Below are 12,155 nucleotides of genomic sequence, written 5' to 3'. Positions count from 1 at the left end.
GACGCGTGGACATCCGCATCGGCATCACCAACAGCCCCCGTGAGATCAACTTCTCGTCAGACGCGACCATCGACGAGGTCAAGAAGACCATCGGAGAAGCGCTGAATGACAAGGCGCCCTTCTTCGAACTGACGGATGACAAGGGCAATGTCTTCGTCATCCCCACGGAAGGCGTCGCCTACGTGGAGCTCGGCAACGAAGAGTCCCGCCGCGTCGGCTTCGTCGCATAGGCTTTCAGCATGGAACTGCTATTCGTCATGCTCTTCGGAGTGTGCGCAGGGCTCGCCGCTCGCTACGCCCTTCCGTGGCGCACCCAGCACGGGAGCATGCTCGTCCCCGCAATCGGCACCATCAGCGCCGCGGTCGTGTGGATCGGGCTGACGTGGCTCGGCTGGGCGTGGGACGGCGGCTGGATCTGGGTCGTCTCGATCGGCGCGAGCGTGCTCGTCTCAGTCGCGCTCGATCTGATCATCGGTCGCGCGCGCAACAACTCGGATGCTGAAAAGCTGAAGGCGCTCGGCGCCTGAGACCTACGCGGTCAGACCGAGTGAGTCCATGCGGCGCGTGTGCGCCGCGATGAGCTCGGTGAACACCGGCTCGATGCGCTCCTCCGTGGCGCCGTTCTCATCGGGGACCACGGAGTGCGCAAGGAGGAGAGTGTCGCCGACAAGGCGACGGCCCCACAGCGCGAGCCCGGACGCGACGCTCGGTGTCTCGTGAATGCGACTCTGAAGATACTGTCGCAGGACGTCCCTGCGGTTGTCCTCAGCGAGAATCGCCGTCACTCGACGCGAGATGTCGCTGGGAAGGCTCGAGGCCAGCCCCAGGAAGAGATCATCGAGAAGACCTGCGGTCACGTAGACGGAGAGCGCGCTCTCCTCCACCGTCTCCCCCGCCGTCTGTGACCGAAAGACCCGAACGGCGTCTCGCGGCTCGGCCATAGCTACTGCGGGATCTTCCTCGCGGCGTCGGATCTCGGCGGTGATCGCCTCGTGCTTGCGAAGCGCGACCGCTGCGGCGAGCGCGACGTCCGGTGAGTACACGAGATCGTCGATGCGCGACCCGATGGCTGCGAGCATCTCGAAGACGCTCAGCTGGAGGTAGGCCGCCTGTCCGAGGTATGTACTCGTTTCGGGGTGCAGGTCGGTGAATTCCACCCGCACAGCGACCGACTCTCCGCGCGCACGCAGGCGAGGACGTTCAGGGGTCTGCATACGCCGACGAAGCCGAAATACCACCCGCCCAGCTTACGCGATGCCTGCTGAGCTAAGCTCGACACGAACCCGGCATTCGGATCGGGCAGCTACGCCTTGGTGTGAGAAAAGGGCGTAGAGCACATTTTTCAGGCACGGACAAGGCAGTTTCACTACGTGACATTCTCAGAACTCGGGGTCGACCAGGACATGGTCGACGCCCTCGCAGCGAAGAACATCTCAGATCCTTTCCCCATCCAGGAGCAGACGATTCCACTCGCGCTCACGGGACAGGACATCATCGGGCAGGCGAAGACGGGAACCGGCAAGACGCTGGGCTTCGGTCTTCCGCTCCTCCAGCGACTCGGCGAGAAGCCGGAGCACGGCGTGAAGGCACTCATCGTCGTTCCGACGCGCGAGCTGGCCACGCAGGTGGCGCAGGACCTCGAGGTCGCTGCGTCTGGCCGCGAGGTCTCGGTCGCAATGATCTACGGCGGCAAGTCCTATGAAGGGCAGATCGAACAGCTCACCGCGGGCGCACAGGTCGTCGTCGGCACCCCCGGACGCCTCATCGACCTCATCAACAAGCGCATCCTGACGCTCAGCGGAGTGCGCGAAATGGTGCTCGACGAGGCCGACAAGATGCTCGACCTCGGCTTCCTCGCCGACATCGAGAAGCTCTTCTCCCTCGCACCGACGACACGCCACACGATGCTGTTCTCAGCGACGATGCCCGCACCGATCGTCGCGCTCGCACGTCGCTTCATGACCCGCCCGATCCACATTCGGGCAAGTTCTCCCGACGAGGGAGTGACGCAGGCGAACATCAAGCACGTCATCTACCGCGCACACGCTCTCGACAAGGACGAGACGATTGCACGCATCCTTCAGGCGAACGGCCGCGGCAAGACGATCATCTTCATGCGCACCAAGCGCGCTGCGGCGAAGCTGCTCGAAGAGCTCCGTGACCGCGGTTTCCCGGCGGTGGCCGTACACGGCGACCTCAACCAGGAGCAGCGCGAGCGCGCGATGGCCGCGTTCAAGGCCGGCAAGAAGGAGATCATGATCGCGACGGACGTCGCGGCGCGCGGCATCGACGTGAACGATGTCACCCACGTGATCAATCACACGATCCCGGATGACCCGGAGACCTATCTGCACCGTGCCGGCCGTACCGGGCGCGCCGGCAAGACCGGTGTCGCTGTCACCTTCGTCGACTGGGAGGACCTGCACAAGTGGGCTCTCATCAACCGCACCCTCGAGTTCAATCAGCCGGAGCCGGTTGAGACCTACTCGTCCAGCCCGCACCTCTATGCGGACCTCGACATTCCCGAGGGGACGAAGGGCCGCATCGTGAAGAAGCGCCCGGAGATCGCACCGAGCGAGCGGCCCGCGGACTCTGCACCGCGCAACCGCCGCCGACGCAAGCGCACGCGCGCCGGCTCCGCTGGGCAGCCGACGGAGTCTTCCTCCGCTCCTGCCCGCTCCGAGACCGGAACCCACGATGGCGGAGGTGCCGAGCACAAGGACGGCAAGACCTCTCCGCGCCGTCGTCGTCGCCGTCGTTCGGCGCCGCCGCAGAGCTGACGCCGAACGCGTCTCAGCGCGTCAGATTCCGACGGGTGACCAACCGGTTCCCTCGGCGACGATGCGCTCCACGGCATCCGAATCGGTGACGTTCTCACCCAACCGATTCGGCTTGCCCGTGCCGTGGTAGTCGCTGGAGCCGGTCATGATCAGGTCCAGACGTCGGGCGACGTCGCGCAGCCACTGCCTGCCCTCAGACGTGTTCTCGCGATGTTCGACCTCGACTCCGGCGAGACCGGCGTCCACGAGCTCGCGGATGTAACCCTCCGGCAGGATCCCCGACCGGCCGCGCGTCGCCGGGTGCGCGAGCACGGGAACGCCGCCTGCGGCCCGCACCAGTGCGACCGCCGTGAGCGGATCGGGGGCGTAGTGCGGAAAGACGTACCCTCTCGACGGGTGAAGGATGCCGGCGAAAGCCTCCTCCCGGTCGGCGACGATGCCGCGTGCGACGAGAGCGTCGGCGATGTGCGGACGGCCCACTGTCGCTCCATCGCCGGTCTGCGCAAGCACGTCCTCCCATGTCAGCGGATAATCGCGGCCGAGATTGCCGACAATGTGCTCGGCGCGGGTCAGTCGCGACTCACGGATACGCGCGGTCTCATCGACGAGTGCACGATCGGCGGGGTCGATGAGGTACGCGAGAAGGTGGACGCTTCGATGCCCGTAGCGGGTGCTGAGCTCCATTCCGGGGATCAGCGCGATCCCGTGCTCCCGTGCGGCGGTGCTCGCCTCCTCCCAGCCTGCAGTTGAGTCGTGGTCCGTCAGTGCGACGGTTCGCAGCCCCGCCTCCGCCGCAGACGCGACGAGATCGCGGGGATCCTCCGTGCCGTCAGAAACCGCCGAATGGGTGTGGAGATCAGCTGGCCCGGGCACAGTGTCAGTCATACGTTGATCTTAGAGTCGTCACGGGGTTTTCTCTCAGGAGGCCCTCTGTAGTGTTTCGCCGGTGGGAAGGTTTCTCGGCGCTCTCGTCACTCTCGCAGCCCTCGTCGCGCTCGTCATTCTGGCGTGGCCCCAGGCTGTCGGGCTGGAGGACTCGTGGCTCGTCGCCCAGACGGTCGCGCTTCGCGGTGCGACGGTCGTCATCGCGCTCGCCGCCGCGATCGTGTTCGCGCTCCTTTCGCTCGCGCGCCCGCTGCGGGTGCTCGCGGGAGGCCTCGCGGGAGTTCTCATCGTCTACTGTCTCGCGGTCACCGGCATCCTCGCACTCCGAGGCGCCGGTAGCTCGACGCCCGATGCGGCGCAGGAGGGCGACGTCACCGTCCTGTCCTGGAACACCCTTGGCGACGAACCCGGTGCACAGCGCATCGCCGACGTCGCGGTGAGAGAGGGTGCCGACGTCGTGATGCTGCCGGAGACGTCGCACGAGACGGGGCTCGACGTCGCCCTCGCGATGCGTGAGGCGGGGCATCCGATGTGGGTTCACACGGTGGCGTTCGACCAGATCTCTAAAGCTCGCTCCACGACCGTGCTGATCAGCCCCGATCTCGGTGAGTACGACCTGCTCTCGTCTGGAGAGAATCGAGGCGACAACACGTCCGTTCTGCCGTCCGCCGTCCTCGAACCGACCGATGGAGACGGCCCCCGCATCGTTGCCGTGCACGCGGTTGCCCCGATGAAGACTCAGATGCAGAACTGGCGAGATGATCTGGCATGGCTCGCGGATCAGTGCGCGACGGGCAGCGTGATCATGGCGGGCGATTTCAACGCGACCATCGACCACATGTTCTCGCACGGGGTCGACGGCGGAGACCTCGGTCGCTGCGCTGACGCCGCGGTGTCCGGTGGAAGCGGTGCGGTCGGCACGTGGCACACAGAGTGGCCGGCGCTCGTGGGCGCACCCATCGACCACGTCATGGCGACCGCGGACTGGCGGGTTCGCGCGGTGCACGTGGTGAGAGACCAGGATGCCGCCGGCAGTGACCACAGGCCGATCGTCGCCACGCTTCAGCCCTCCGAAGCGTCTGCTGAACGGTAGGCCGGCTGTCAGCCGCAAGTGAGACAATGGCGGCATGGAGACACCAGCCGCAAACGACACTGTGGGAACACAAGACCGCACAGAGACCCCCGGAACAAGCAACCGCTCGACGACGCCGTCGAGCACGGCGTTCCGCGACTACATTGGCCAGGGATGGGCTGAGCGCGATGACGTCCTTCCCCCGGCACGCGAGGTGGCGAGCTACGCGCGCAAGCGCCGCGACGCCGTCTCAGAGGCGTTCACCGGAAAGCGCCTCGTCATCGAGGCGGGCTCGCTCAAGGTCCGCTCGAACGACTGCGACTACCCCTTCCGCGCACACTCGGCGTTCTCCCACCTCACCGGATGGGGTTCGGACTCCGAGCCGGACTCGGTTCTCGTCTTCGAGCCCACCGCTGACGGGCATGACGTCACCCTGTACTTCCGCGAACGTGCCGACCGCACGTCGTCTGAGTTCTACGCGAACCCGACGATCGGCGAATTCTGGATCGGCGCGCGCCCGTCACTCGCCCAGGTCGCATCGGACCTCGACCTCGCGACGGCACACCTCGATGCTTTCACAGCGACCGACGACGATGTGACCCTCGAGGACGACGCTCTGGCCACCTTCACCTCCGAGCTGCGCCTCGTGAAAGACGACTACGAGATCGCACAGCTGCAGGCCGCGGTCGACGCGACGCAGCGCGGTTTCGACGACGTGATCGCAGACTTCCCCCGGATCATCCGCGAGCCTCGTGGCGAGCGCGCTGTCGAGGGCGTCTTCTACACGCGAGCCCGCCTCGACGGCAACGCGGTCGGCTACGACACGATTGCGGCATCCGGCCCTCATGCCTGCATTCTGCACTGGACGCGAAACGACGGGCCGGTGGTTCCGGGCGATCTCATGCTGATGGACGCCGGCGTCGAGCTCGACAGCCTCTACACCGCAGACATCACGCGCACACTCCCCGCGAGCGGCACGTTCACCGATGTGCAGCGAATGATCTACGAGGCCGTTCGTGAGGCCGCCGACGCCGCGTTCGCCATCGTGCGCCCGGGCATTATCTTCCGCGAGGTGCACGCCGAGGCTATGCGCGTCATCGCCGAGAAGACTGCCGAGTGGGGCCTGTTGCCCGTCTCCGCGGAGGAGGCACAGCGGCCCGAGAACCAGTTCCACCGCCGCTACATGGTGCACGGCACAAGCCACCACCTGGGGCTCGACGTGCACGACTGCGCGCAGGCCCGCCGTGACATGTACCACGACGGCGAGGTCACGGAGGGCATGGTCTTCACAATCGAGCCCGGCCTGTACTTCCAGCCCGACGACCTCACGGTGCCCGAGGAGTTCCGCGGCATCGGCGTCCGCATCGAAGACGACATCCTGGTCACTGCAGACGGCGCCGTGAACCTGTCCGCGGCGATTCCCCGCACGGCCGATGAGGTCGAGGCCTGGATCGCCGAGAAGACCTCGAAGTAGCGCCGGATCACCGGCGGAGAAAGCCGAGAGGATGCCGCCTGACGCGGCATCCTCTCGGCTTCTTCATCGTCATCACGACGCGGCATGCGTCAGACGAGGAGTCTGTCAGAGCGGCGGCTGTTCGACGCCCAGAACGTGGCGGGCTTTGTTGGCGACGTCTGGCTCGACCACGACCGAGTACGAGCTGGCGACGATCTGCACCATAGAGCTGAAGTCACGGCGCTTGCGGTTGATGCCGTAGTTGAACATCGTGAACACCATGCCGAAGGCCGCGCCGATGAGCACCGCCGCGCCGATGAAGACGATGTCGGCTGCGGGATTGATGAGCACGAGCACGAGACCGAAAAAGAGTCCGAGCCAGGCACCGCTGAACGCACCGGTGCCCGCCGCGCGTCCATAGCTGAGCTTGCCTGTGACGCGCTCGACGCTCGTCAGGCCGCTGCCGATGATCGACACCTTCTTGACGGGGAACTCCGCGGCGGCCAGCTTGTCGACCGCTCGCTGCGCCTCGGTGTACGTCTCATACGACGCGACAGCGTCGCCCTTCGGGATGCCCTGAAAGGCCATGCGACCGCGGCCGGAAGTCTGTTGGTAGCTCACGCTGACATTGTCCCATGTTCGCCTGTGCGGACGGAGGGTATGCCCGCCATCGGTCAATCGGTCTAAGTTAGTGATGTGAGTTCCACGCGCGTCTTCGTCGCCCGCCTCGCGGGCTGCACAGTGTTCGATCCGGCTGGAGACCGGGTCGGCAAGGTTCGCGACGTGCTGGTGGTGAACCGCACGAACGATCCGCCCCGCGTCGTCGGCCTGATCGTGGAGATTCCCGGCAAACGCCGCGTCTTCGTGCCGATCGGTCGGGTGACCTCCATCTCCCCCGGTCAGGTCATCACGACCGGTCTCATCAATCTGCGCCGCTTCGAGCAGCGTGGCGGCGAGATCCGGGTGATCGCCGAGATCCTCGGCCGCAAGGTCGAGTTCACCGACGGCTCCGGCGAAGCGACTATCGAGGATGTCGCGATCGATGAGAAGCGCGTGGGCGCGTGGAGCGTCAGCCAGTACTTCGTGCGCCGGCCCAAGACCAGCGGCTCGCTCTTCGCGAAAGGCCCGACGGCGTTTGCCACGTGGCGGGAGATCCGCGAGAAGATCTCCACCGAGGCGCAGTCGGCCGAGCACCTGGTCGCGAGCTTCACCGATCTCAAGCCCGCCGACCTCGCGAACACTCTCCTCGAGCTGCCCGCGGACCGCATGCTCGACGTCGCCGCCGAACTCAGCGACAGCCGACTGGCGGATGCCCTCGAGGAGATGCCGGTCGACGACCAGGTGTCACTTCTTGCACACATCGACGATGAGCGTGCGGCATCCGTTCTCGATCAGATGCAGCCGGACGACGCGACCGACCTGGTGTCACAGCTGCCAGACGAACGCCAGGAGCAGCTGCTCGGCCTCATGGAGCCCGAAGAGGCCGAAGATGTCAGGATGCTCCTCGAATATGAGTCCGACACGGCCGGTGGCCTTATGACGACCGAGCCGGTGATCCTCTCGGCCGATTCGACCGTCGCGGAGGGGCTCGCACTCATCAGGAAGGCCGATCTTCCACCCGCGCTCGGCGCCGCGCTGTGCATCACCCTTCCGCCGTACGAGCCTCCGACCGGACGGTTCCTCGGCATGGTGCATTACCAGAGGATGCTGCGCCACCCACCGCACGAGCGGCTGGGCGCGATCCTCGACCAGAGTCTCGAACCGGTGAGCGCGCAGGCCACGGCCGCTGAGGTGACACGCATCCTCGCCAGCTACGATCTGGTGTCCGTCCCCGTCGTCGACGACGCCAGACGCCTCGTCGGGGTGGTGACCGTTGACGACATCCTCGATTACCTGCTGCCCGACGACTGGCGGAGCATGGACGACGACGAACCCGTGAGAGACGAGACTGTGAGGAGGTCGTCGCATGGCTAGATCCCCGAAGGACGACCAGCGACTCGACGCGCCCCGCGGAGTGAGGACTCCCCTGTTCGCCCGCAGATCGGACAGCGATCGGTTCGGTCGCTTCACCGAGTGGGTTGCGCGCGCGATGGGCACGCCCGGTTTTCTCCTCGCGCTCACGGTGTTCTGCGCGGCCTGGATGGTCTGGAACACCTGGGGCCCGGCACCCGCGCGCTTCGATTCCGTCGCTCTGGGCTTCACCGCACTGACGCTCATGCTCTCGCTCCAGGCGTCCTACGCCGCGCCGCTCATCCTGCTCGCTCAGAACCGCCAGGACGACCGCGATCGCGTGCAGATCGAGCAGGACCGTCAGCGGTCTGAGCGCAACCTCGCCGACACCGAGTATCTGGCTCGCGAGGTCGTCGCTCTCCGGCTGGCCATGCGCGACATGGCATCGAAGGACTTCATCCGCCAAGAGCTCCGTGCTCTGCTCGACGAGCTCGACGACTCGAAGGAGGCACACGAGAACGATGCCGCATCCCCGTCCCGATGAGCTGGTCGCTGCGGTTCGCAGCGCGCTCGCTCGGGTGATCGACCCCGAGATCAGAAAGCCGATCACCGAACTCGACATGGTGAGGGATGTCACGGCCGACGAGAACGGCGCCGTCACGGTCGATATCACGCTCACGATCGTGGGATGCCCCGCGGCGAACGCGATCGAAGCGGACGTTCGCGCCGCCGCAGAGTCGGCGCCGGGCGCGGCATCCGTCACCGTCAACGTCGGAGTCATGACGCCCGCTGAGCGCACCGCCCTCATCGAACGGCTCCGCGGCACCAAACGCGCCATGCCGTTCACGCCTGACTCCCTCACTCGAGTCTTCACGATCACGAGCGGCAAGGGCGGTGTCGGCAAGTCGACGCTCACCGCGAACCTCGCGGTCGCGATGGCAGAGCGCGGTCTCTCAGTCGGGCTGATCGACGCGGATGTCCACGGGTTCTCTATTCCCGGTCTCCTCGGACTCGTCGAGGGTGCAGTCGACGATGACGGTGAGCCTCTCATCATCACGCCGACGCGCGTGGGTGAGATGATCCTGCCGCCGATCGCGCACGGCGTGAAAGTCATCTCGATCGGAATGTTCATCGAGGACCAGCAGACGGCGGTCGCGTGGCGTGGCCCGATGCTGCACCGCACCCTCAATCAGTTCCTCACCGATGTGTACTTCGGCGATCTCGACGTGCTTCTGCTCGATCTGCCGCCGGGAACGGGCGACATCGCGATCTCGGTCGGGCAGCTGCTGCCCCATGCCGAGGTCGTGGTCGTGACGACGCCGCAGCCCGCCGCCGCCGACGTCGCGGAGCGTTCAGGGCGCGTGGCACGTCAGACCGGACAGAAGGTCGTCGGCGTGATCGAGAACATGGCGGGCCTCCCCCAGCCCGACGGCACCGTGCTCGATCTCTTCGGCTCAGGTGGCGGCGAGGAGGTCGCGCGACGGCTGTCCTCCGACGTGGCGGAGAACGTTCCGGTTCTGGCATCCGTGCCTCTCAGCGTTCCGCTCCGCACAGGAGGCGACGCGGGCACGCCGATCGTGCTCTCCGACCCCGATGATGCGGCGTCGCGCGCGATCATCGCGGCCTCGGACGCTCTCGTCGGTCGCGGGCGCGGACTGGCTGGCCGAAAGCTCGGTCTCTCACCGCGCTGAGGCAGGCATCAGGGCCGCCGAAGCACCGCCGCCGCGATCACCAGGGCGACGGCGGCCAGTCCCAGGATCATCACGACGGTTCCCAGCCATCCTCCGCTCGCGAGGAACACACCGCCAAGCCACCCGAAGAGGCTCGATCCCGAGTAGTACATGAGGTTGTAGATCGAGGATGCCTGGGCCCGCCCGCCCGTCGCGATCACGCCGATCCAGCCGGACGCGATCGCGTGCGCGCCGAAGAATCCGGCCGTCATGACGACGAGGCCGATGAGCACGACCGGGAGGCTCTCGGCGAGTGTCGCGGTGGCGCCCATGGCCATCACGACGATGCCTCCCATCAGCACACGCGCTCGCCCATAGCGCTCCGCGAGCACGCCGACGCGCGATGAGGAGTACGTCCCCGCGAGGTAGGCGAGAAACATGAGACTCACGATCGAGGTCGGCAGATCGAACGGCGCAGCCATGAGCCGAAAGCCGAGGAAGTTGTAGAGGGCGACGAACCCGCCCATGAGCAGGAACCCCTGGGCGTACAGCGCCCAGAGCCGCAGAGACGACACCGCCTCACGCAGTCGCGCCGCGACGCGTCCGGACGAACCTGGCGCGAAACCGCGCGGTGCCGGAGCCAGCACAGCAAACAGGACGGCGCAGGCCCCACACAGGAGAGCGACGGTGAGGATGCCGATGCGCCAGTCGCTCCATTCGGCGACGAAGCCGGAGACGAGGCGTCCGCTCAGCCCGCCGATCGTCGTGCCCGCTACATACGCTCCTGCGGCCCGCGCGGTGCTCGCGCGCACGACCTCCTCCGTCAGGTAAGCGACCGCGACGGCCGGTACTCCCCCGAGCAGCAGGCCCTCGAGAAAGCGTCCACCCAGCATGAGCGTCATGTTCGATGCGAACGGCACGGCGACGCCGAGCACCGTCGCGCCGAGAACGGCGATCGTCATCGCGCGCACGCGGCCGATGCGGTCGGCCACGAGCGACCACGGGATGACCCCGACCGCCAGGCCGAATGTCGCAGCGGAGATGAGCACCGCTGAGGTGGACTCGCTGACGCTCAGATCGGTGGCGATGAGCGGCAGCACCGCCTGCGGCGAGTACAGCTGCGCGAACGTGGCGACGCCAGCGAAGAACAGCGCTGCGAGCAGCTTCCGATACCCTGCCGTTCCCCGTGCGTGACCGTGCCACGCCGGTTCGGCCGGGTCTCCTGTGTACCGCGTGCTACGTGGCTTCCGCATCGAACGGAGGCGGAGCGACCTCCAGCCCGGACTCCAGTCTCTCCTGACGCGTCTCGACGCGTGGCTCCTTCTTCGCAGGGGCGAGAACCTGCTTCTGCGGTTCGTCCTCCTCGAGAAGAGCATCGCGGATGATCCGGCGGGGGTCGTACTGACGCGGGTCGAGCTTCTGCCAATCGATGTCGTCGAAGTCTTCGCCCATCTCATCGCGCATTCGCGACTTGGCATCGCGCGCCATATTTCGCACGTTCTTGACGAGCTGAGCCAGCTTCGAGGCATACATCGGCACGCGCTCGGGGCCGAGCAGGAACACGGCGATGACAACGATGATGAGAATCTTGTCTGCCGTCAAACCGAACACGAGTTCACAATACCGTGTCGCGCCTCAACTCCCGGCATCGGGAGGCCGCATACACTGGCAGTCGAGCAGATTCAGGAGCCGCCGTGTCAATACAAGAGTCGAATTGGAAGTACGCCGACGACATCGTCGCGGAATCCGGGGCCATCCAGAAGGCTCGGGACCAGTCGCTCGAGCTCGGCATCCGCCCGATCTCGCCCGGGACGGGGTCCCAGATCGCGCTGATCGCCGCGGCATCCTCTGCCCGCAACATCATGGAGATCGGAACCGGCGCCGGTGTGTCCGGCCTCTGGCTCCTCTCCAACCGTTCGAAGGGTGTTCTCACGACCATCGACTCCGAGTCCGAGCATCTGGGGCACGCGCGCTCCTTCTTCGTCGAGGCGGGCATCAGTCCGGCACGAACGCGGCTCATCACGGGGCGCACGCGTGATGTTCTTCCGCGCATGAACGAAGACTCGTATGACCTGGTGCTGGTGGATGCTGACCCCGAGGAGATCCTCGAGAACATCGAACACGCGCTGCGCCTCGTCCGTGTCGGCGGAACCGTGCTCGTTCCCCACGCGCTGCACAAGGGCCGCGTCGCAGATCCGGCTCAGAGGGATGCCGTGACGGTAGCGTTCCGCTCGCTGATCGAAGAGGTCGCGGCATCCGACGCCGTCGCAAGCGCACTGAGCCCGGTCGGCGACGGGCTCCTCCAGCTCACGAAGTTGGCCTGACACACGTCGAGGGCGCCCGAT

The 12,155-nt window shown here is 66.4% G+C and carries 14 protein-coding genes; 9 read left to right on the top strand and 5 right to left on the bottom strand.

All coding sequences use genetic code 11. The features are described from left to right. Window positions 1–5: 5 nt before the first annotated feature. Window positions 6–230: a DUF3107 domain-containing protein gene (locus tag ACSAGD_RS05000; RefSeq protein ID WP_437584629.1), complete on the top strand. Its 225-nt coding sequence runs from the start codon at window positions 6–8 to the stop codon at window positions 228–230. A 9-nt stretch (window positions 231–239) separates the two neighbouring features. Beyond that, window positions 240–527 (top strand): hypothetical protein, encoded by a 288-nt coding sequence (locus ACSAGD_RS04995; RefSeq protein WP_437584628.1) that lies wholly within the window; start codon window positions 240–242, stop codon window positions 525–527. A gap of 3 nt (window positions 528–530) precedes the next feature. On the opposite strand, the gene ACSAGD_RS04990 is transcribed toward ACSAGD_RS04995, so the two are convergent. Further along, entirely contained in the window at window positions 531–1,214 is a 684-nt protein-coding gene (locus ACSAGD_RS04990; protein ID WP_437584627.1) for a ferritin-like fold-containing protein, read from the bottom strand. Window positions 1,215–1,403: 189 nt separating this feature from the next. On the opposite strand from ACSAGD_RS04990, the gene ACSAGD_RS04985 reads away from it, so the two are divergent. Next, entirely contained in the window at window positions 1,404–2,780 is a 1,377-nt protein-coding gene (locus tag ACSAGD_RS04985) for a DEAD/DEAH box helicase (protein WP_437585108.1), read from the top strand. A gap of 21 nt (window positions 2,781–2,801) precedes the next feature. On the opposite strand, the gene ACSAGD_RS04980 is transcribed toward ACSAGD_RS04985, so the two are convergent. Continuing rightward, window positions 2,802–3,665 (bottom strand): PHP domain-containing protein, encoded by an 864-nt coding sequence (locus ACSAGD_RS04980; RefSeq protein WP_437584626.1) that lies wholly within the window; start codon window positions 3,663–3,665, stop codon window positions 2,802–2,804. A gap of 61 nt (window positions 3,666–3,726) precedes the next feature. Between ACSAGD_RS04980 and ACSAGD_RS04975 the strand changes: the two genes are divergently transcribed. Then, complete coding sequence (locus tag ACSAGD_RS04975) at window positions 3,727–4,758, top strand: endonuclease/exonuclease/phosphatase family protein (RefSeq protein WP_437584625.1); 1,032 nt, start codon at window positions 3,727–3,729, stop codon at window positions 4,756–4,758. A gap of 34 nt (window positions 4,759–4,792) precedes the next feature. After that, the gene (locus ACSAGD_RS04970; RefSeq protein WP_437584624.1) at window positions 4,793–6,211 is read left to right on the top strand and encodes an aminopeptidase P family protein; all 1,419 of its coding nucleotides are present in this window, start codon (window positions 4,793–4,795) and stop codon (window positions 6,209–6,211) included. A gap of 105 nt (window positions 6,212–6,316) precedes the next feature. Here the strand turns inward: ACSAGD_RS04970 and ACSAGD_RS04965 are convergent, their stop codons facing one another. Next, window positions 6,317–6,811: a general stress protein gene (locus ACSAGD_RS04965; RefSeq protein ID WP_437584623.1), complete on the bottom strand. Its 495-nt coding sequence runs from the start codon at window positions 6,809–6,811 to the stop codon at window positions 6,317–6,319. Window positions 6,812–6,886: 75 nt separating this feature from the next. Between ACSAGD_RS04965 and ACSAGD_RS04960 the strand changes: the two genes are divergently transcribed. Genes ACSAGD_RS04960 through ACSAGD_RS04950 form a run of 3 tightly spaced genes read left to right on the top strand, consistent with a single transcriptional unit; the run spans window position 6,887 to window position 9,831 of the window. Continuing rightward, complete coding sequence (locus ACSAGD_RS04960; protein WP_437584622.1) at window positions 6,887–8,164, top strand: magnesium transporter MgtE N-terminal domain-containing protein; 1,278 nt, start codon at window positions 6,887–6,889, stop codon at window positions 8,162–8,164. After that, window positions 8,157–8,684, top strand: coding sequence for a DUF1003 domain-containing protein (locus tag ACSAGD_RS04955; RefSeq protein WP_437584621.1), 528 nt, complete (start codon window positions 8,157–8,159; stop codon window positions 8,682–8,684). The genes ACSAGD_RS04960 and ACSAGD_RS04955 overlap by 8 nt, the downstream gene beginning before the upstream one ends. Beyond that, window positions 8,662–9,831: a P-loop NTPase gene (locus ACSAGD_RS04950; protein WP_437584620.1), complete on the top strand. Its 1,170-nt coding sequence runs from the start codon at window positions 8,662–8,664 to the stop codon at window positions 9,829–9,831. The genes ACSAGD_RS04955 and ACSAGD_RS04950 overlap by 23 nt, the downstream gene beginning before the upstream one ends. An 8-nt stretch (window positions 9,832–9,839) precedes the next feature. Here the strand turns inward: ACSAGD_RS04950 and ACSAGD_RS04945 are convergent, their stop codons facing one another. Both ACSAGD_RS04945 and ACSAGD_RS04940 read right to left on the bottom strand, forming a co-directional pair. Continuing rightward, on the bottom strand, window positions 9,840–11,063 hold the full coding sequence (locus ACSAGD_RS04945) for an MFS transporter (protein WP_437584619.1): 1,224 nt from the start codon (window positions 11,061–11,063) through the stop codon (window positions 9,840–9,842). Continuing rightward, the gene (locus ACSAGD_RS04940) at window positions 11,047–11,421 is read right to left on the bottom strand and encodes a Sec-independent protein translocase TatB (protein ID WP_437584618.1); all 375 of its coding nucleotides are present in this window, start codon (window positions 11,419–11,421) and stop codon (window positions 11,047–11,049) included. The genes ACSAGD_RS04945 and ACSAGD_RS04940 overlap by 17 nt, the downstream gene beginning before the upstream one ends. Window positions 11,422–11,504: 83 nt before the next feature. Here ACSAGD_RS04940 and ACSAGD_RS04935 point away from each other — a divergent pair, with 83 nt between their 5' ends. Further along, a complete protein-coding gene (locus ACSAGD_RS04935) occupies window positions 11,505–12,134 on the top strand; it encodes an O-methyltransferase (protein WP_437584617.1) in 630 nt (209 codons plus the stop codon). Window positions 12,135–12,155: the final 21 nt, after the last annotated feature.

Source organism: Paramicrobacterium salitolerans (assembly GCF_051513965.1).
In the GTDB taxonomy this organism is placed as follows: Bacteria; Actinomycetota; Actinomycetes; order Actinomycetales; family Microbacteriaceae; genus Paramicrobacterium.
This window is presented reverse-complemented; position numbering and strand designations above follow the sequence as displayed.